The 19690-nt window shown below is 61.2% G+C and carries 16 protein-coding genes; 5 read left to right on the top strand and 11 right to left on the bottom strand.

Features of this window, described 5'->3' with window-relative positions:
- Nucleotides 1–18 precede the first annotated feature (18 nt).
- From CH266_RS25270 to CH266_RS02140, 5 genes are read right to left on the bottom strand one after another with little or no spacing between them, the layout of a single operon-like run.
- Nucleotides 19–654 carry a hypothetical protein gene (locus tag CH266_RS25270; protein ID WP_176456983.1) on the bottom strand — a complete coding sequence of 212 codons (636 nt, stop codon included), beginning with the start codon at nt 652–654 and terminating at the stop codon, nt 19–21.
- 38 nt (nt 655–692) lie between these two features.
- Nucleotides 693–1733 (bottom strand): GIY-YIG nuclease family protein, encoded by a 1041-nt coding sequence (locus CH266_RS25100; protein WP_141214469.1) that lies wholly within the window; start codon nt 1731–1733, stop codon nt 693–695.
- Nucleotides 1734–1764: 31 nt separating this feature from the next.
- Nucleotides 1765–2664, bottom strand: a complete 900-nt coding sequence (locus CH266_RS02150) for a hypothetical protein (RefSeq protein ID WP_094714570.1) — start codon at nt 2662–2664, stop codon at nt 1765–1767.
- Between the two features lie 25 nt (nt 2665–2689).
- Nucleotides 2690–4420 carry a DEAD/DEAH box helicase gene (locus CH266_RS02145; protein ID WP_141214468.1) on the bottom strand — a complete coding sequence of 577 codons (1731 nt, stop codon included), beginning with the start codon at nt 4418–4420 and terminating at the stop codon, nt 2690–2692.
- Nucleotides 4417–9312: an AAA domain-containing protein gene (locus CH266_RS02140; protein ID WP_141214467.1), complete on the bottom strand. Its 4896-nt coding sequence runs from the start codon at nt 9310–9312 to the stop codon at nt 4417–4419. The genes CH266_RS02145 and CH266_RS02140 overlap by 4 nt, the downstream gene beginning before the upstream one ends.
- A 178-nt stretch (nt 9313–9490) precedes the next feature.
- Between CH266_RS02140 and CH266_RS02135 the strand changes: the two genes are divergently transcribed.
- Nucleotides 9491–10120 (top strand): DUF6642 family protein, encoded by a 630-nt coding sequence (locus CH266_RS02135; protein WP_094714567.1) that lies wholly within the window; start codon nt 9491–9493, stop codon nt 10118–10120.
- Between the two features lie 197 nt (nt 10121–10317).
- Here the strand turns inward: CH266_RS02135 and CH266_RS02130 are convergent, their stop codons facing one another.
- Both CH266_RS02130 and CH266_RS02125 read right to left on the bottom strand, forming a co-directional pair.
- Nucleotides 10318–11610, bottom strand: coding sequence for a hypothetical protein (locus CH266_RS02130; RefSeq protein ID WP_094714566.1), 1293 nt, complete (start codon nt 11608–11610; stop codon nt 10318–10320).
- A 239-nt stretch (nt 11611–11849) separates the two neighbouring features.
- On the bottom strand, nt 11850–12497 hold the full coding sequence (locus CH266_RS02125) for a DUF6308 family protein (RefSeq protein WP_094714565.1): 648 nt from the start codon (nt 12495–12497) through the stop codon (nt 11850–11852).
- Between the two features lie 318 nt (nt 12498–12815).
- On the opposite strand from CH266_RS02125, the gene CH266_RS02120 reads away from it, so the two are divergent.
- The gene (locus CH266_RS02120) at nt 12816–13589 is read left to right on the top strand and encodes an 8-oxoguanine DNA glycosylase OGG fold protein (RefSeq protein WP_094714656.1); all 774 of its coding nucleotides are present in this window, start codon (nt 12816–12818) and stop codon (nt 13587–13589) included.
- 66 nt (nt 13590–13655) lie between these two features.
- Here CH266_RS02120 and CH266_RS02115 read toward each other — a convergent pair whose 3' ends face one another.
- Nucleotides 13656–14171 carry a hypothetical protein gene (locus CH266_RS02115; protein ID WP_255175813.1) on the bottom strand — a complete coding sequence of 172 codons (516 nt, stop codon included), beginning with the start codon at nt 14169–14171 and terminating at the stop codon, nt 13656–13658.
- A gap of 23 nt (nt 14172–14194) precedes the next feature.
- Complete coding sequence (locus tag CH266_RS02110) at nt 14195–14719, bottom strand: hypothetical protein (protein ID WP_094714564.1); 525 nt, start codon at nt 14717–14719, stop codon at nt 14195–14197.
- A 262-nt stretch (nt 14720–14981) separates the two neighbouring features.
- Here CH266_RS02110 and CH266_RS02105 point away from each other — a divergent pair, with 262 nt between their 5' ends.
- Together CH266_RS02105 and CH266_RS02100 are read left to right on the top strand one after the other, a co-directional pair.
- Nucleotides 14982–15647 carry a hypothetical protein gene (locus tag CH266_RS02105; protein WP_094714654.1) on the top strand — a complete coding sequence of 222 codons (666 nt, stop codon included), beginning with the start codon at nt 14982–14984 and terminating at the stop codon, nt 15645–15647.
- Between the two features lie 32 nt (nt 15648–15679).
- Entirely contained in the window at nt 15680–16303 is a 624-nt protein-coding gene (locus CH266_RS02100) for a hypothetical protein (RefSeq protein WP_094714563.1), read from the top strand.
- 71 nt (nt 16304–16374) lie between these two features.
- On the opposite strand, the gene CH266_RS02095 is transcribed toward CH266_RS02100, so the two are convergent.
- Nucleotides 16375–16770, bottom strand: coding sequence for a RidA family protein (locus tag CH266_RS02095; protein WP_094714562.1), 396 nt, complete (start codon nt 16768–16770; stop codon nt 16375–16377).
- A gap of 130 nt (nt 16771–16900) precedes the next feature.
- Entirely contained in the window at nt 16901–18826 is a 1926-nt protein-coding gene (locus CH266_RS02090) for a flavin-containing monooxygenase (protein ID WP_176456982.1), read from the bottom strand.
- Nucleotides 18827–19009: 183 nt separating this feature from the next.
- Between CH266_RS02090 and CH266_RS02085 the strand changes: the two genes are divergently transcribed.
- Nucleotides 19010–19672, top strand: a complete 663-nt coding sequence (locus CH266_RS02085; protein WP_027497814.1) for a nitroreductase family protein — start codon at nt 19010–19012, stop codon at nt 19670–19672.
- Nucleotides 19673–19690: the final 18 nt, after the last annotated feature.

The following is a 19690-nucleotide window of genomic DNA, read 5'->3' as shown; positions in this document are numbered from 1 at the left end:
TTTCACCCCGATGATTCGTCAGTTCACTCGAAACTGCTCGAACAGGAGCGCTGGGTTCAAACGTACTTCGGTGCCGTTCTCGGACAATATGTTCGCGCCGTCTTCGTTGATCACCTGGCTCAGGACAGCGACGCTCTGCCGGACCCGGCCAGGCCGAATGCCGAGAACTTCGGCGACCTCGCTAAACGAGGCCTGTCCGTTCGCTTCGATCAGCTCGCTCAGCATCATTCCGATCGACAGCGGTGAAAAACGCGGCCTGAATCGGTCGTATTGGCTTCTGAACTGCTCACCTTCGACCAATTGTTCGACCTTGTCGTTCATCTTAGAGTTCAGTCGCCCAACCCCTACCGATTCCTGCATCGGCACAGTATTTAAGCCGGAGGGCGTTGAAGTCTCGGCGCGTCCTAAGGTGTTGGCTGAGCCTGGGCGGCTCCACACGATATCGGACGCACCGCCTGGTGACAGCTGAAATGTGTCGATCAACAACTCAACCAGCTGTTCTGCCATCGGAAGGTCGAGCTGTATCGACTGACTGCTCTTGGGCGCAGAAACGCGGTTGTCCGATCCGAAGGTCGACAAGTGAAGGATCTTGTTCTCGTCCTTGTCGTGAAAGACCGCAAACTGACAATCGACCTCTGTCGGAGCAGATTTCACTCGCTGTGTGCTCGGCGATATCGATCGGATCTTTGCCATCAAATTCCCCGCGCTGCTGTTGACACGGACTCCGCTAGTGCTGCCGCTGCGAGCTGCCTGCAATGCGACGTCTTGTAGGCCGACTGCCGCTTTCTCATCAAGTCGAGGTTGAAGCGGGCGATTGACCGACGGAGATGCGGCGACGCCAGCGCCTTCGACAAATCTCGAAGATCCCTGAAATGAAGAGCCTGCTCGAAGGCTCCACCCGACTTGTGCCCGCCTCGCTTCGGGATGATCTTGTTGCTTCTCATGCGGAGCTTTCCGACGATACCGTGGTGGAGCTCCCGTCGGTCGACGAACAGCTTCGCTGCCAGCTTGGAACTCCACTCCGAACTGACCAAGTAGAAGACCTCTTGCCCTGCCATCGAAACACAGAACACACGTCGGCTGTTGGAGCTCGGATAGCAGCTCACTGTCCAAAACGTTGCCTCAGTCCGCCTGGCCAATGGGATGCAATGCGCTGCGTAGTCTCCCAAAATCTGGACAATTTCATCAAAACGCGGATGCCTCTGCAGGTTCGCGAAGTCACCTGCATGAGCAGCCAGTTTGCTCGGTCCCAGATCGACCAGTTCTTCGACATCCGCCATGTTGATCACGACCGGGTTCTCCAGCCACTGTTCCTGCTCACCGAGCGAGACCAAGGCGTCCAGCTCCGACACCCCGACGTGCCCGCTGGCGTGTTCACGGTTTCGCACGACGAGGCCTACCGTCTGCGCGTCGCGAACCAACTGTCGCTCAACCGTGCGTCGATGCTTTACTGACCCCGGATCTGCGCGGAACCAGAACCGCACTGCATCCGGGTGCTTAGCCAGATGGGTCCGCAGCCGCTGCGCAGCATCTTGTGCGATACCAATGTAAATATCACCGTTTGAACACTGGAACAAATACAGTCCGGTTCGGTCGACCGGGTTCGTTGTCCGAAACCGCCGGAGGCCTGCCGCGTCGAGCGATTCTGGGCCGACGTAGCAATTCGCACTAGCCCACTGGTACAGCAATTCAGCGCGCTCATTCGGCATCGAGCAGTCGTCTACGGTCGTCATTTCACTCCTCTTGGAAACCTCGGGGTCACGGCTACAGCAACCCTTGATGCTCTGGTCCTTTGTCGTCACTGCGCTCGTGGCCATTGGAAAGAAGTTCCCCTTCGACCGGTTTCAAGGAATCCCCACGACGTAGACGCTTCACCGCATCCGCAACGAGTCGCTGACCGTCCAATGAGATGTTGCTCTGCACAAATGAATTGACCTGTTCGGCTGACGAATCGACACGTACCGCATCAACGCGCGTGTTCCAAGACTCGTAGTCGTCTGGCTCGGCGAATGTAATGACGCCGATTTCGTGCTCAGCAGCTGCCTTGACTACGATGCCCACGTTCTTCTTCATCGAATCGGACAGTACTGAGGGCACGTGAATCAGAACGAACGCGTGCGTGGCGGCACGCCTATGCGAGAGCGCTTCGTACACCGCGACCACATTGACCTGATCTGCGGGTTTGACCTCGAAGGTAATGACATCGAAAAGCACTGTGGGAACGAAGTCGAACACTGTGACTCCGACCGCGACGAGATCAGGTCGCGTCCACTTTCCGCCGGTCTCCCGCCGCCCAAGATTGGCGACGTCCTCGATTGTGATGGGCGTGAATCCTCGATCCTCACCCCAAGAACCGCTCAGAGTCTTGAGAAGAGGTGCGTACAACTTCGACTCCGCAACGGGCGGTTTGACGGTAGCGATCCCGTTGACGTGATCGATCTCGATGTCGGAGCTTTCAGCGACAGCGGCCCGCTTGATTGCCCCGCCTCCACCGCGCGCGCGGACAATCAGATGCTTTTCGAGCAACCCCTCCTTCGCCGTTTTGTATCGCCCCTTCGCGAAGCCGGCTTTCGACCGGGCGGTCACGTTGCCCACTGACGTCCCATCGTCGGGGATGACGATGAACAATCGGTACTCGTCTGCACTGAGCTGAAGTTTTGTCATGTCTTCCTTTACCTATTTATTATGCTTACGATTGCGACCGAGCGACCGGCACCGCAAAGGGCATTGCGCCGCTGCCCTCGAGCGACCCGAACCCACGTACAGCGTCGATCGCTTTTTCTCGTATCTTGGCCACGCTTTCAATCGGAACGCCTTCTGATCTCGCCACTGTCATCGCCGATCGCGGCTGTTGCCCGCTCAAACCGAAGTTATCGACTAGAATCCGAGCGTCCTTCGCTGTCAACGTCGCGGCGTACCGCAACATCAGATCGAGATTGCCGGACGTACCGATCGAATCTGCTACTGAATTCATTTGAACCACAGACGGACTCGATGCAGCGGTAGACGAGACATCGGCACCAGGGTTCCGGCCTTGGGACCGGGATAGTTCATCAGTGGGAACAGGCTCGATGAACGTCGGCGACTTGGAGGAGGCGCGCACTGGTTCCAGTTTGGGTTTGACGGGGTGCGTCAGCCATTCCGTCAGTAGCGTCGGCGCTTGTGCGATGGGTACATTCACTTGCTCTTCAGCAATCTCGAGAAGCTGGTCCAAGAACGCCTCGTGCGCGCCGAGCGCCGGGTCTTCCATAGTCCCCGGGACGTACATGATCACGAATGCCGCTGCCCGGTCTCCGGGCTTGAGCCTCAGTACCCGACCCATGCGCTGAATCATCTGCCGTCGGGAACTGCTGCTGGCGATGATGACGCCGACATCCACGGCAGGAACGTCGATTCCCTCGTCCAGCACCCTGGGTGCGACAAGGTTACTTAGTGCTCCGCTACGGAACTGTTGCAGCACTCGGGTTCTGGCCAAACGATCCAGTCCACTGGAGTAAGCACTGGACTGCACACCGCGCTCACGTAGAAGGGCCGAGCCTGCTTCGGCCGACGCCTTCGTCTCGGAGAACACGATCGACCGATCCGACTTCGACAATGTTGGTGCCAACGTTCCGAGCGCATCGATCTTGCCCTGGCAATCCGCGAGCAGCGACCGCCGCTTGCTGAATGCCGACAGGTACCGGCTGGCGAGTCGTCCTTCCGGAAGATCTCTCTGTTCCGCTAGTTTCGTCACGGTTTTCATGAACTCGCCGAAAGGCGATGCAACACAATCATATTTGCTGATCAGATTCTTGCGCGCATCTCTTGCGATCGCATCGTGTTCCTCGAACTTGGTACGTTCTTCCGGCGTGAACTCGATGGCAACCGTCATCACGCGGACGGGAGCAAGGACGTTGTCTCTCCGCCCACGGGCAAAGTCGCATCCTGCGATCGTCGTTCGGAAGTACGGGAGGATGTGCGTGTCCACACCTTCGTCCTGGCGCTCCAGCGTGGCCGTCAATCCGAGGCGATGATCGAACCTATCGGTGAAGACCCGCGCGAACCCATCGGTGCCATAGCGGTGGACCTCGTCCGCGATCATCAAGGCCCCCGGACGCGGCTGAGGAGCACCCTTCATAATCGCCGATTGAATGGTGGTAATCAGAACACTGCTGTGCCGGAAGTCGTCCCGATGCCCGTTCCCCCGCCTCCCGACCGACACCGACGGGAGTTGCTGTTTGACCTCCGTATGCCACTGCTCGAGGAGGTCGATGGTCGGCACAATGACGAGGACCTGCTGGTCCAGGCTCCGCGCCGACAGGATCGCGGCTAAACCGACACGCATCTTACCGGTGCCGGTGACTGCTTCGACGATGGCGCGATTGCCAGCCCCTCGCCAGGCCTCGAATGCTTCCTTCTGCCAAGCCCTCAATTCCGTCATGATGCCGCGTCCTCGGGTCGCACCCACTCTGCAACGCCATTGCGTCGATGTCTGCGCACGAGCTTCTTTGTCAGTTCCAAGTCAGCGAGCAATTGCTGTGCAGCGATCGGGGTCATGCCCGTGATCAACGAGCAACGCCGCAGGGTCAGTGGCGCGTCGCGACGCGCTGCAGCGACCGCGATGACGCGGCCAGTCGACAACGATGCTGCGGGCAGCGATGCCAATGCCGCCTGCACCGCGGCAGGGAGCGTTTCGATACCGACCCCCGCCGTTGCCGCGGTGACAGGTGCTGTCGGAACGACGGGCTTTTTCGACGGTGCCCGTTTCGGCATGACTGCCGGCGAAGGACGCGTCGTCACCGGCACGCGCTTGACGGGGGCGGACCGCCGCGGGGTCGAGTATCGAGAGTCGACCCGAATCTCGCGCGACCCGTCGAACTTCGGCGGTCGTGTCTCCCCCGGCTCGAGCTCGACGACCTGAACGGCACTCGAACGGACGGGATATTTTTCCTCGATCACCGTAGGCAACGGCGCGACCACGGTATCCACAACCGGAGCAGGAGTCACCGGCTCCTCGTCAGGAGGGGCGTCATCGTTGGAATTCGCGCTCAGTACAACCGGTTTCCAACTCGCATTCCGGCCAGCGTCTGCAATCTCCACTTCACCGGGAAGAATTCCGACCGCGTCCAGAATTTCGATGATAGGGGCAAGTGCCGTGACCACGTCGACGACGACCTGGGACGCACCCACTCTTCCGAACGTCCACCCGCACCGCTTCAAATCCATTTCTCGGCGAAGGCGTTCGACAACAACGTCTCTCGAGCGCTCACGGTCGTCGTCGCATTCGATCGCGACCTTCGATGCGACACCGGTGACCACCAGATCCAGGACGAGCTCGTTGATCTCGATCGCAGAATTGACGTGGTATCCGCGATCGCGCAGGGCGACGAACACCCTTTGCGCCGTCATCGATACGAAATCGCTGTGGAGGGCTTCCTCGTCGACAACCTGCGGCATCTCCGGAACCGGGACAGTGGGGGCAGCCTCCACATAGGTGAGCATCGACGTCCGCAGATCCAGCGGTGAGAGATCCTCTGTCCGAACAGAATGGAACAACCACAACTGATCACGAGCGCGGCTGGCAGCGACATTGAAACGCCGCTGCCACATCTCGTTGGTCAACGCATTGCTCGACGATCCCGCGCCGACGACCATCGATACGAATACAACGTCTCGCTCATCGCCCTGAAATTCGGGTGCCGTTCCGACGCGTAAACGCAGATTGTCCCGTTGCTCGGCCGGGATACGCTCCGAGATCAGTGAGCGGATCAACTCGACCTGCGCCCGACTCTGCAAGACGACGACTCCGAAAGTCATTCCGTCGTAGTCAGGATCGGAGATGCACTCGCACAGTCTCTCGACGAGGCGAAGCGCTTCGACCTCGTTGACCAAGGTCGCACTCGACCCTGCCGTTTCTGCGCCCTCGACGTAGGTCGACACGAGCGGTTGCAGGCGTTCCGCTCCGAACTGTCGCACCGGAATCAGCGGAGTGTCTCGATAGAACTGCTTCGACGACCATTCGATGATTTCCGGCATGGACCGGAAATGCTCACGTAGCCGTACACGCTGGTTGTACCGGCTACGGAGAAGCGAGAACAGGCTCGAGCGAGGGCTGAAATTGTTCCGGACGTGTATCGGTAGATCGCCGAGGTGAGAGTCCAGACGCTCGAAAACAGTGTCGTCGGAGACCTGTTGTATTCGATCCGGTGCGCACTGCTTGTCGTCGCCCACCACGATCACCCGCGGCGCGAGCCACATCAGAAACAGGCTGCTGATGTCCGCCTGACTCGCTTCATCGACAATCACGACGTCGAAAACGTTCTGCTGCGGGGGAATCGAAGACAGGACCTGCCCGATCGGCATGATCCACGCCGGCACAGCACTCTGCGCTTCCTGCATGGCTGCCCGTGCTGAGGCTCGGTAACGCTGTGTGATTTTGGTACTGCCAACACCGATATTGCTGATGCTCTCCTGGTATGTGCGGAGCGCCTGCATCTCCCGTGACGTCATGCGCTGCAGACACTCTCGCCATGCTTTCTCGGCCGCCAGTGTCGCCGTGAGCTGCGAAATCTCCCCATCTACGTCGTCGTAGAGATCGTCCAAGTTGGATGCCTCGGGACGAACGAGATGCTGTTCGACATGCTGGTTCGCCCACCTCCACGCCCAAGCATCCTCGAAATCGCCGGCAACAGCCACCCAGTCGGTGACACGGTCGCTCGTGACCAGATGACCAAGTGTCGGTGCTGCTGCATCGAGATCCCGCAGCAGCGCATCCATCGACAACTGTTGCTGCTGTTCGACACTCGCACGTGCATACCCACGGACCGCACCGTCGAATGCCTCGCGGTCGGCGGTGCGGAGCGCATCCGAGAGTGCGAGCGCTTCTGTGCTGTTCGCCCCGCCGGTGGCAACGTCGAAACCATCGGCGATCACCACAAGCCGCCCCAGCGCGTCGCGTGCATTCGCGCCCGCCAGCGCCTTCTCAATATCCGACAACAGCCCTTCCACGCCGTCGAGCGTTCGTAGTGCCACCCGGTCTTCGAGCTCATCCGAGATTGTTGCAATCCGCTCGACGACGTCCTGCACCAGCGCCACGTTGCGCACGGCACCGTCAACCTCGTTGATACGCTCCGCTCGACTCGCTCGGTGCGGAACGCGAATACCGATGTCCGCCAATAACGATGCGGCCTCGTCTACCGAACGAAGCCCACGAATATGTTCTGCAACAAGGCGGTACGCATGGCCTCCTTGCGCCGGAACGCCATCGACAGTGGCCGTTATGGCCAGTTCGTCGACCGCGGTCTGCTCCTTCGGCGTCCGCAACCAGCGGAGGGTATCGAACCGGCCTTCTGTGTAGAGACGCGCGGCGGCGTCGTAGGTCTCCAGAGCAACGTGGTCGGCTCTGTCGACGACCACATTCGCTGTACCGACCAATGCGTCGGCGGATTTCGCATCGTCGAGCAGAGTCGACGCCTCTCGTGCCCTCGTCCACAGGTAACCGAGCGAACCGGACGACACACCATCCAGCACGGCGCGGAGGTCCCCATCCAGCTGCATGCCGCGCGCAAGAACCTGACGAGACAGTGCTGCCAGTCGGCGCAGCTCCGCCGTCGGGAGATCAGCAAGTGCAGATACCGAAGCCCGACTGCTTGCACCGTCGCACAGTCGAGTGACCACGGTCTTGCTCGGTAGCACTGTGGACAGGTCCGGAAAATACTGTTCGCGGCGGTCCGCCGAATGAAGCTCGCTCTCGACCAGCAGACCCGCAAGCTCAGCAAATTGCGCCGAGGTGAGGGGTGGCGACTCTGTGTAGAGCGGACCCGGCACCCACGCCAGCTTTGCGGCTGACGCAGCAAGCTGCGAGGCCACTCCCGACATCGTTCCGTCGTAGTGCGAGCCGAAATTCTGGACCTCGGACTCTTCGGACCTCGTCGACGTCAGTGCTTGTTCCAGGGTGTACTTCTTGTTGATCGCTCGGTAGCGATCCCCGGCGATTCTCTCGATTTTCCGGTCCGCCTGAGCGATCTCGAAATCCGCGAGACGGCCGGCGATCACCGAGACGCTGTGGTCGAGTTCTTCCGACCCGCCCTTGGCTAGGTCGGTGATCGAAACACACAGATCTTGTAGTTCCGACGGCAACTTGTCTCGTAGCACTCGCAATGCCTGCGACTTCTCACTGGTGACGAGAACTCGCTGACCCTGAGCCAGCAACGCAGACATCAGATTTGCGATGGTGTGGGTCTTTCCTGTTCCGGGCGGCCCTTCGACAACCACACCCGTGTCGAGTGAGAGCTTCTCCATGATGCTCGACTGCGCACGGTTAGCGGCAAGTGGAAACAGGATCTCAGGCGTCGGCTCTGAGCTGGGACGCGCCAACCAGTCGAGCCGGTCTGTCGACTCGATGCTTTCGACGAGCTGTTGGAGTCCTAACGGAACATCGGCACCGTCGTTCAACGCAGCAATCATGGCGTCGTAGTAGGAGACGAGCGCAAAACCGGTTCGACGACGAAGCAGCAATGCAGGTGACTCACGGACCGTCCCGCGACGCGCGGCAGGTGGAACATGTCGATCGGCGACGTACGTGATGCTGGAGATGGCCGAGTTCGACCACTCCTTCAGAATCGCGGATGCAGAAACTGCGATCGGCGAACCCGCTACGTCGCCGAGCTTCTGTGCAAGGGACGCTGCTGACGCCGTGTGTAGGCCTTTCAGCCCGAGCAGCAGTTGCCGGTCTTCGAGCCGAGGACTACTTCCAGCCGTCAACTTGACCAGCAGATCCCCGGTGTCCTCGTCTCTCGTGACCTCCGCCGGTTGAGTTACCAGATGGGAATCGATGGACACTCCGGACACTGTGGCCGATAGAAGTCCAGACGCCAGAACGACTTCGACCGTCTCCGGCTGCGTGTGCGACTCTTCTCGCATTCGATCGACCGACAGATACAACTCCGCCAAGGGACGTTTCTTTACGTCGTCGGCCGCCCATGCCTGCCATTCGATGAGCCACGATCGAAACGCCTCGGATTCCGCTGCACCGGCTCCGCGCGCGAGTGTCGGCGGTTCGGCGGCTCTGTCCATCGGACCTTGAACGAAAGCGACGAGGTGTTCCGGTAGTTGCGGAGGCGGTTCGACACTGACTCGCACCACCCTGACGATCACGTCGCCCGCTGTTGCGTTGTCATCGACCTGGACGTCGCGGTCCCGTCGATACAGCCACTCGAGCCGAGTCGTCGGCCCGTAGGCGCGAACCGGTTTGGACTGAGCCGAGACCGTCTCGCGCAAGAACTCGAGCAATCGACGGACTCGCCCGCCGACCTCATCGCTGTGAACGGTCACCGCACTCCTCACTCCAGGGTTGTCCCGACAATCTAGCGGCAGAGTCGGACAAACGTGACGGGCGGTCGGTTGGGTGACGGGACACACGGCAGGTGCGGCCGAAGTTCGCCGAAGTCTGCCCCCGCGAATGGCGCGGCTCGTACTCTCGGAATGAAGTTCAGACGATCGAGGAGCTCACATGGCAGCAGCTGACCTTTCACGTACCGAGCAAGTCAGGGCCAGCTCGACGAAGCCACCCGGGCTGCTGTGTCTGGAAGGTGAGTGGGAGGACGACGATCCGTGGGACAAGCTCAGCGTCGAACACGTGTTGCGACTGCTGGAGCTCCAAAACTACCTGCGGTTGGTGCACAGAAACGTCAACACGGTTGCCGAGCTCGAGTATCACATCAGCAGAATGAGTTATCGGAAAAAGCCAAGATACGACATCGTCTACCTTGCGTTCCATGGCGACCGAGATGGATTTGATGTAGGCAAGAAGGCCGTCTCGCTCGATTCACTTGCTTCTATGCTGTCCCAGCAAGAGCCGGGATTCGTTGTCTACATCGCTTCATGTTCGGTGCTCAATGCTGATGCTGCACAACTGATGTCGTTCTGTCGGAAGTCAGGAGCGCGCGCCGTCGCCGGATACACCCGCAACGTCGACTGGACCGAATCATCTGCGTTCGAGCTCATGATGATTAGTAGCCTGTTGGGGTCGACGAGCATCAAACCCCTACACGACCGACTCGTGCGGGAACACCCAATCCTTACGAACAAACTGGGCTTTCGCATGGCGCATCGAACGTGGGCGAGCAAAGTCGGGACCTGACGGACCAACGGGCGAATGCGCCAACGACTCGGTGACCTGAAGATCGAAAACGAATTATCTTCTAATCGACAACGCCGGGAGGGTGCACATCGAATCGACGGACCCGACCTACGGGCGGCGTGTCCAAATGTATGAAATGGCGATATGTGTTGCGCCACTACCGAGGCCCGAACTAGATCGCGCTTAGGTCCGCTGCCTCAAGGCTTTTCAATTTCGTCGTCGGATTTCGCCGGCCCCTTCGAAACAATGCCTTTTACGCTCTTGCCGATCCAACCTGCGCCCGCGGCGCCAATACTGACCGCTCTACCACCAATTTCAGCTGCGGCACCACCAACGGCTTTCGCACGGCTACCCAACTCGGCGAAAGCGTCGCTGATGGAGGGGTCCTCGTTGTCGATCCAACCGGTGACCTGACTGTTACGTGCCGAAGCGAATGCGTCCAAGTCATTGCGCAGTTGGGTGATATCACGTTTGAGATCACCTGTTGCCATCCATCGCACAATCTCAAGCGGCTTGACCGTGCCGTAATTGGACAGCTCAAGCCGAGCGTGACGCAGTAGGTCGCCGTCCCGCTCAACGTGCTCAGCAAGCATCTTCCGTGCCGACGCAACGACTGCGTCGAGATGTTCGGGCTCCGCAGCGCGGACACGAGCAATACGGAGCGTCTGCCACAGGTAGAGCGAACTCTCCGCGATAACCAAAAGCTGCAGGGTCTCACCGAGACGCTCGTCCTTGACTGCTCGGGTCAGATACGCGGCGCGCTCCTGGACCGGCTTGTCCGCGTCGAAGCTGTTGACAGTGCGCTTCGCATGGTCACGTAGTCGCTCGATACCGACTTGAAGCTGCGGACCGAGCGAGGCGACGCTCTCCCAATCGGTCGTCGGAAGCGCGCCAGTCTCTTTGTAGACCTTGACGATGTGCGACAACGCAGAATGATGGCCAAGGACATCCCCGACACGCGACGCTTCGGCGAGACGGAGGATCTTGTCGACCTCACCCTCGATGCGCTTGATCCCGTCCGACACCTCGCTGATCGCTGTCTGCAGCGCGAGCTGTACCACCATGATCTGCATTCCCAGAGCTCGGGTCGGTGTCATTGCGACCGACTGCCACTGCATCTGATGGCGAAACTTGTGGGCCGAGTCGACCAGAGTCATACGGTTGTAACCGGGAAGGCCCGGAATGACCTTGTAGGACTTGAGCATGTCAACACTCTGAGGAGCAAGCTTCACGAAGTGACCATGCTGTGCTTTCGCTGTGGCTGCAGCGGCTATCAGTCCACCCGCGTTCGCTATAGCGGTTTTGTCGATGCCAGCAACCTGCACACCATCGCCTACAAGATCCTTGATCCGACTGAGATACCCCGCCACTGCGTCGTCATCACCCGAAATCAGCAGGCCCTCCGGCTCGACGTGCACCGATATTCCAGAGGACTCGAGCAGCTCCTTGTCGAAGTCGGTCAAGTCCTGGTTCATCCAGTCGTCGGTCATCCAAAGCCTCCTGAGGTTGTTGGCGCTCACCATAACCGAACAGACCGACAGGTTCTGGAGGCATCGGCAACTTTGCCGCCGTCACGCCAGCCCAACCGCTCGCGTTCCATTTCTTTGATCGAGTTCTCTACTGGCGCGATGCCACGGTCCCAACCGTCGTTTGTCGATAGACGGTCGTTCTCCTTCTCCTGACCGCGTCGTGCATATTTCGACAGATAGTTTGTCCGAGACGCTCTGCTTCATCCTCGATGTCGACCAGAGCCCACCATCCATAGAAGTACGTCCAATAGCCGAATGGTGGAGATGTCCATCAGTTCGTCCGGCGCAGTGTTTCTGATCCACCGGTCGAGTGACGAATCGGAGCCGCGTAGCTCCGATCGCAGCCATACCCAGCTGCCCTTGCTGTCCTGACCAGTCAGGCCGGTCACAACGCTGTCCCACACAGGAATCAGGTCAGGTCTTTTTCGGGCGATGAGTTTGCTCGTCGTCGTCTTGCCGATTCCGTCGTGTGCGCCCCGTTTCGGAGTCGACGACTGGCGCAACAAGCGCCACAGCTGCGCCGCAGACGACCCCGTGCCAATAGTGGACTCTGGCGAATCCGCGAGTGTAAGTCCTGTGGGGATCGCTCCGAGTAGTGCACTGCAGCGGTCAGCGTCCGGGCCAAGGATGCGCAACGCCGACTGCGCGGGCACATTGACGCTCAGCAGCGAGACCGCCACCAGGTCATCCGAGGTGAACACGTCCCGGGTCGCCTTATCGCCGCCGCCCCGAAACCTCTCGAACTGCGACCCACTGAAGCTCGGCCTGCCTAGTGGATCAAGCGCAAAGTACTGCTTCCACAATCGGACTGCGGTCTTCGAGTCCCGTTGCGCAATGAGATCGGGCATGTGTGGATCGTCTTTGGCCAAGTCGGTCCCCTTCTTCTGTGATCATCTATTTTCGAGCAGCGTCGCCACCACGCCGCACAGATGCCGAACCTCATCCACCGTCTGCGCAAGTTCAGAGAGCCGGGGTGATCGCAAGCGTTGCTTAATATGTCCCATGCCACGAGTGGCCTGTCGACAGCATTGTCGGCAACGGGCACCGGCACTCCCCTGTTCGTTCTGATGGCTAACCAGACCCCACAGTTCCATATGGGGCCGACAGTTCGCAGGGACATCGAAAACGCCGCCGAATGTGTCGGTACCCGATGCTTCGATGGCGGTATGTCACGACTCGACGAGGGGTTTCCGCCGCCCACGGCCTGTGTGCAGTGGTGTCAGCACCGCAGCTACGACTTGCACGTCCTCGACGACGGTGTGGAGGTTGACCTTGATTGGTGGAACGGCCACCTCGACCGGGCGGGGCACGACCTTCGGCTGCGCGGGCGCAACCTCGACGGCGAGATCGTCGAATACGGCGCTGCGACCGTGCAGCGCAACGATCTACGGATCGGCACCGATCTGGCTGTAGGCGAACATGATTCACTCGGACTGCTGTTTCTCTGCGCGGCGTGGCAGGGCAGCCATCGGCACCGCAGAGCGATGCGGCGATTCCCGGATGTCATGAACCCGCACCTCAGCCGTCCCGACGAGAACCCCGTCGCCAAGACTCTCGCTGTCCTCGACAGCTGTGTCCGAAACCGCGCAGTGCCCGACCATCCGAACTCGACCTGGTCCGGATGGCCCGATGCACCCGGCGTCGGAATGTCCCTCATGGCCACGTTCCTGTGGGCCGTCAAGGCATCGGTCTACGGTGGCCCGGCACAACTAATCGACCAGTACGGAGTCTCGACCCTCATCCACGAAGGGTGGCTCGAAGACCCGTCGGTCACCGGGTTCACTCGTCGCCGTTACGACCGCTACGTCGAACTCATCACCGGATGGGCCACCGACATCGGAACCAGCCCCGAACTCGTCGAAATGTGGCTCGTGCAGCGCTGGAGCGCCCGATTGAACGAAGCACGGAACGGCCGCTACACCGCACCCACGTTGTTCTGAATCAGCTTGCAATCCCTAGTGATACGAGCATGGAACCTTTCGCAGTACGGCGGCCAATGCCACACATCATGGCACCAACAGCACACCCAAGCCGGGGATCAGCGCGTTCGACGCATCAGGATTCTCGCGGTCGTGGGTCACCGTTACGAACACCGGCCCTGTACCCGTGCGAACCGTCACCTCGGTCGGCAGGCGGTAGGCCTGCGGACCACCCTGATTAGCCGGCTGAGTCCGATCGATCTCGTCGTTCCAGTGCCGCAAGCCGGCGGAGCCTGCCTCACCGGTGGACAGGTTGCGCCAGTCGACCGTCAGGTGCCGGTAAGCGAACTGGTAGTAGTACGGCCGGATGTCGGCGGCCGAGAAGCGCACCTCACCCGGCTTCTCGCCGACCACCGCGCGAATCGGGATGGTCTGAATCAGTCCGCCGGGAACGCCCGCAGGGACGAATTCCGGCCCGGTGACGACAGGCACCTGCAGTACCGACTCTTGCGGCGCAGCGGTTGCAGTTCCGGCACCTACGCCGAAGGCCAGGGGGACGGACAGCGCCAGGGCGGCGACACCGCATCGGATTGATTTCCTCATCGAGTTGCCTTTCGTAGGTGCGATCACGGCACGTAGATCAAGCCTTTGCCCGGGATCAGCGTGTCGGCGTACGGCTCGCCGTCGTAGTAATCGCGGTAGTGGGTCACGGTGATCTCGACCCACCCACTGCCGGTGGGCAGAGCTACTTCGCGCGGATACTGCTCACTGTGTAGCGGCGGCAGGTCGTTGGGCGGGCCAGGGTTGGGGTTGTCCTGCCAATGCCGCAGTCCCGCGCTTCCACGGAAGCCGATGTCCCAGTTTCGCCAGTTCACACCGAGACTTCGGTACGGATACTGGTCTGCATACGGCGCGATATTCGCCGCGGACAACAGCAGAACACCCGGCTCGGTACCGACCGTGGCCTTCATCGGAATGGTCTGGAACAGCCCACCGGGCACTGCTCCCGGTGCGATCTGGAAACCGGTGACGACCGGAATCTGGAGCAGCGTGGTCTGCGGCGCTGCCACGGCCGTTCCCGCTCCGATGCCGAACACCAAGGGAACGGTGAGAGCCGTCGCTACTACCGCTCGCCGCAATGACTTTGGCATACTGCATACCTTTCGATCATGTCGCACAACGAGATACCGGGTCGTTCGTGACATCGAACCAAGAACTCCAGGTTGAACCTGAAACATCAAGTGGTTCTTGAGTCTTTACCCGACCCACCCTCGCAGCCACAGCGACAAAAGAACCACTCCTATACCGATTCGTGACGGGGTCGTGACACGAAAGACGTTAACAGACCACTTCGCCCGTTCGATTCATTGATCAGAGGTGACGCACTTCGCAGCCACCGGTGAGGACGAACCAATGAGTCGAACCCGCAGATTCGTGGCCACCTGCGCAGTGATTGCGGCGACCGCATTCGCAGTCACCGCCTGCGGCTCCGAGGAGCAGGTGAGCACCGAAGCAGCGCCCGTCACCAGCGCGGCGGATCCGTCGGCCAACGCGTACTCCGACTCCGACGGTGGCAGCGGCTCAGGCGGATTCGGGCAGGCTCCCGACGTGGTCACCCCAGTACAAGCAATTCCCACCGCCACGGGCACACCAGCCGTACCGCCCGCCCCGAACCGCGACGACGTCAACGTCGATGCACGCGACTTCGAGCAAGCCGGAGGACAGTACTTCTTCCAGTCCCCCAGCGGGAACGTGTTCTGCGGATTCAACTCCTCAAATGCGCCCGGGACCATCGTGGGCTGCCAGGTCCGCTACTCGGTGCCGGGCAACACCGGCCGCGAGTGCCTCAACACCGAGAACAACACCTACGGGGTGAAGATCAACCAAGACGGCACCGTCGATCAGATCTGCACCAATCAGGGCATCTTCGTCGGCGGACCTGAACGCCCTCGAGTCTTGGAATACGGCCAGGTCATCGGAGTCACCGGCACATTCTGTCGCTCCACCGAGGCCGGCATCACCTGCTACGACGGCGACCGAGGCTTCATGATCTCCCGCGACGTCAACATCGCATTCTGATGAGGGAGTTCTGAAAACTCACGCTGACCGCAGTGCTCACCACTGCGGCACTGACGGCATGTGGCAGTCAGGAAACACCCGCTGCTGATCCGGCCCCGTCCACCAGTGCGGCCGTGCAGATGCCGGCACCTCCGCAGGTGACCATCGCGGCACCGACGGACTCCGACAGTGACGATGCCGGTAGTGCGACACAAGCGCCTCAGGCAACCGAATCGAAGCCGACGGCTGCCGATCCGGCGAACAACACCGCACCCATCACGCCAGTGGACCCGGCCACCTACTCGGTGCCCGACAACCAGGTTGCGTGGAAGTCCCCGTCCGGCAACGTGTATTGCAAGATCGGGTCGGGCCCATTCTCCTCCGGCTGTCAGGCCGCCGATGCTCCGGTGCCTGCAGGTGCCGAAGCCGATTGCGCACCGAACACCACGTTCACCGTCGACATGCTGTCGAAGGGCTTCTATCTCGACCCGGGGCACGTCACGCCCACGTGTTTCAACCAGGGGGTGTTCGGTGCCGAGGGGCAGAAAGTGTTGGAGTACAACACATCCATCACCTTCAACGGGTTCACGTGTTTCTCCCGCGTCGAAGCGATGATCTGCGACGCGGGCAGCGGACACGGATTCGTGCTCTCGATGCAGCAGGCGACATCCAACTGATCAGCGAGCCTCATCCAGTCGAGCCTCCATGACGAGGTCGCGGCCCGCCTCGCCATAGCCCGGTAGTCGATCTACCCGACCGCGGTGCCCTCGAGTTCGACCAGCAGACTGGGGATCGCGAGTCGGGTGACCCCGAGCAGGGTGCTGGTCGGCTTGACGCCCGCCGCGCCCAGCCGCGCCGCCAAGTCGCCGTAGTGCGGCAGCAACGCGTCGACATCGGTGGTGTAGACGTTGAGCCGGACGAGGTTCGCTAAGGACATATTCGCTTTGGCGAGAACGGCTTCCATGTTGTCGAGGCACAGGGACAACTGCGCGCCCATGTCATCGGGGTGCTGAGGTGAGCCGTCATCGCCCGTCGACGTCTGGCCGGAGAGATAGAGAGTCCGAGCCTGCCCCGAGACGATCTCCCCTTGGTTGAATCCCATGTCCACCGACCATCGCACCGGGTTGACTGCCGTTCGTTCCATCGACGCGCGCTCCATTCGATCGTTCGGGGTGAGTGTGCACCGCCGAGCCTTGCATGGAATTCGGACATCGTCGGCGTTATAGGCCCATACGGTCTCGCGTACTAACGGCGTTCAGGCGACATCCACCCGATCAGCGAGCCTCGTCCAATCGAGGCTCCATGACGAAGTCATTGAGATCGGCCCGCCTCGTCATTTCCCAGTAGTCGACGATACGCCATGGCAATGTCGAGACCACGCGTCCAGCGTCGTTGCGGTACCAGTTGTCCATGCCGCCGTGCGACCAGATCATCTTCGCGTGCGCCTCGTCGTGTTTGCGGACATACTCCGTCTCCACGTCGGCCTTGCACTCGATGGCTCCGATTCGCTTGTCCACCATGTCGATCAACACATCGACGATGTAGCGGACCTGACATTCCGCGATGGTGATGTAACTGCCGCCGTGGCCCAATACCGTTCCGGGACCGCACGTGATGAAGAAGTTCGGGAAGTCCGGGACAGTGATGCCGAGGTACGCGTGCGCATCTTCGGGACCCCAGATATCGCGGATGGACTCACCCGATCGTCCGCGCACGTCGATCGGCGTCAGCAGCTTGTGGGTCTCGAATCCCGTCGCGAGGATCACCACATCGACCTCGGTCTCCGAACCATCGCGTGCCACAACCGAGTTGGCAGTGATCGAGGAGACAGCGCCGGCGATGAGGGTGACGTTGTCGCGCTTGAGCGCGGCGTACCAGCCGTTGTCGAGGAGCATCCGCTTGCCGAAGGGCGGGTAGTCCGGCAACGACTTCTCGATCAGGTCCGGTCGGCCCTCGAGCTCGGCCTCGATGTAGCGAGTGAAGACGCGTCGATGGGCGTCGTTCACCGGGTTGATCGAGCGCTGCGGATGCTCCCAATCAGGATCGACCTGCAGCGAGCTGTGCACCCGATCGTTGAAGTTCCAGGCCAGCCTGGTCCGGTACCAAAGCCGATACAGCGGAACGACATCCATCAGGTAGTTGGCGTCTTCGCCCATCTCGGTGAAGTACACGTCGCTCGACGACACCCACTGCGGCGAACGCTGAAAGACCGTCGCATGCCCCACCGTCGACGCGATGGCCGGCAGCACTTGCATGGCACTGGCCCCGGTTCCGACGATGGCGACGCGCTTGCCGGTCAGATCCAGATCGGCCGGCCAGTTCGCCGTGTGGAAGATCGGGCCGTCGAACGACTCGAGCCCGGGAATGTGAGGCACCTTCGGCCGATTGAGCTGACCGGTCGCGGTGATCACCACGTCGGCGGTCAGCGTTTCGCCGTCAACCGTCATAACGGTCCAGCCCTGTCGCTGGGCGTCGTACTCAACCGTCGCCACCTCGGTGTCGAAGCGAATACGTTGGCGCAGATCGTGTTCGGACGCGATATCGCTGAGGTACTGCCACACCTCGTCGCGCTTGCCGAAGTGGGTGCTCCACGCCCGCGGCGCGAAGGAGTAGGAGTACAGGTGACTGGGGGTGTCGACGCCGGCACCGGGGTAGGTGTTCTCGAACCAGCCGCCGCCCACGTCGGAGTTCTTCTCCAGCACAACGTGGTTGATGCCTGCCTCATGCAGCTTGATGGCGGCGAGCATTCCGGAGACACCGGCACCGATCACGATGACCGACAGATCGTTCGGCGCGGCCACCGGAGTGTCCGCGGCGGTGAAGCCCATGTCCTCGGCGACCATGACGCCGAACTCGGGAGGGACCTGCTCACCGACGGCCACGCTGATCATCTCGACGAGGTGCTCCGAGTCGGGTGAGGGCACCGCCATGGGCGTGCCCTCGTGGAACGCACAGATCGCGTCGAGCGCTGCGGAACGGATGCGGTGGGCAACTTCGTCGTCGAATCCGCCCGTGTCGTTGTTGTCCATCCCCCGACTACGCGTAGGGCGATACGGATCGGCGAGCCACATGGGATCGCCGGTCAACTGATAGAGCACCGCCACCAGCGTGGGCAGGTTGGCTGCGATGAGAGCCCGCGAGAGTCGGTCCCGATCGACTCCACCCACGGTCTCCGCTGCCGTTGCTGCGTCTGTGGACACCGGTACCTCCTGTTGCGCGCTGCTCAATCCGACTCCGACAGCTCAACTAACCACGGTTAGGCAACCTCGCGCAAGGGATTCGTGGTCTCGAAATTCGCAGCACCTGAACCCTTGACAATGTGGCCCACGCCACATGATGCTTCATGGCACTACCTAACAGCGGACAGGCGAAGGGACACACCCATGGAACTCACCGAGGCGATGCGCACCACCGGCACCTGCAGGCGGTACCTCAGCGATCCTGTTCCCGACGAGGTGTTCAAGGCCGCCTTCGACGTCGCTCGCTTCGGCCCGCAGGGCGGCAACCGTCAGCCGGTGCGGTGGATCGTCGTACGCGACGCAGCCCGCAAGCAGGCCCTCGCCGATCTCTACCTGCCGATGTGGGACGCCTACTTCGCCGGCATCACCGGCGGAACCGTCGCCGTCGGTGCATTGCCCAAGACCGTGCAGGACGCCGACTACTTCGCCCGCCACCTTCACGAGGTGCCCGCCATCGTGGTGGTCTGCGCCGCGCTGGACGGACTGCACCCCACCGACCACGAACTCGGCCGGCTCTCCGTCGTCGGCGGCGCATCCATCTACCCCACCGTGCAGAACCTGTGCCTGAGTCTGCGCGACCAGGGCGTCGCGACCGCGGTGACGACGTTGCTGTGCCACGAGGAACCCGCCATTCGCGAACTGCTCGGCATCCCGGACGACTACATCACCGCCGCGCACATCGCCGTCGGGTATCCCGAGAAGTCGTTCCCGCGCAAGCTCACTCGCGATCCCGTCGAGCAGATCGTTGCAGCAGAGACGTTCTCGCAGCCGATGTTCGACTCCGCTGCCCTCTCGCCTGCACTGTAAAACCACAGCATCTGAAGG

Source organism: Rhodococcus sp. 06-1474-1B, from assembly GCF_002258885.1.
In the GTDB taxonomy this organism is placed as follows: Bacteria; Actinomycetota; Actinomycetes; order Mycobacteriales; family Mycobacteriaceae; genus Rhodococcoides; species Rhodococcoides fascians.
The sequence above is the reverse complement of the archived record's forward strand: the minus strand, read 5'-3'. Positions and strand labels throughout refer to the sequence as shown.

What these genes read in the sequence shown, in the direction of transcription:
- CH266_RS02105 (WP_094714654.1), top strand. Translation starts at nt 14,982, where the DNA reads ATGAGTCGAACCCGCAGATTCGTGGCCACCTGCGCAGTGATTGCGGCG.
- CH266_RS02110 (WP_094714564.1), bottom strand. Translation starts at nt 14,719, where the DNA reads ATGCCAAAGTCATTGCGGCGAGCGGTAGTAGCGACGGCTCTCACCGTT.
- CH266_RS02115 (WP_255175813.1), bottom strand. Translation starts at nt 14,171, where the DNA reads ATGAGGAAATCAATCCGATGCGGTGTCGCCGCCCTGGCGCTGTCCGTC.
- CH266_RS02120 (WP_094714656.1), top strand. Translation starts at nt 12,816, where the DNA reads ATGTCACGACTCGACGAGGGGTTTCCGCCGCCCACGGCCTGTGTGCAG.
- CH266_RS02125 (WP_094714565.1), bottom strand. Translation starts at nt 12,497, where the DNA reads ATGCCCGATCTCATTGCGCAACGGGACTCGAAGACCGCAGTCCGATTG.
- CH266_RS02135 (WP_094714567.1), top strand. Translation starts at nt 9,491, where the DNA reads ATGGCAGCAGCTGACCTTTCACGTACCGAGCAAGTCAGGGCCAGCTCG.
- CH266_RS02150 (WP_094714570.1), bottom strand. Translation starts at nt 2,664, where the DNA reads ATGACAAAACTTCAGCTCAGTGCAGACGAGTACCGATTGTTCATCGTC.
- CH266_RS02095 (WP_094714562.1), bottom strand. Translation starts at nt 16,770, where the DNA reads ATGGAACGAACGGCAGTCAACCCGGTGCGATGGTCGGTGGACATGGGA.
- CH266_RS02130 (WP_094714566.1), bottom strand. Translation starts at nt 11,610, where the DNA reads ATGACCGACGACTGGATGAACCAGGACTTGACCGACTTCGACAAGGAG.
- CH266_RS02085 (WP_027497814.1), top strand. Translation starts at nt 19,010, where the DNA reads ATGGAACTCACCGAGGCGATGCGCACCACCGGCACCTGCAGGCGGTAC.
- CH266_RS02145 (WP_141214468.1), bottom strand. Translation starts at nt 4,420, where the DNA reads ATGACGGAATTGAGGGCTTGGCAGAAGGAAGCATTCGAGGCCTGGCGA.
- CH266_RS25100 (WP_141214469.1), bottom strand. Translation starts at nt 1,733, where the DNA reads ATGACGACCGTAGACGACTGCTCGATGCCGAATGAGCGCGCTGAATTG.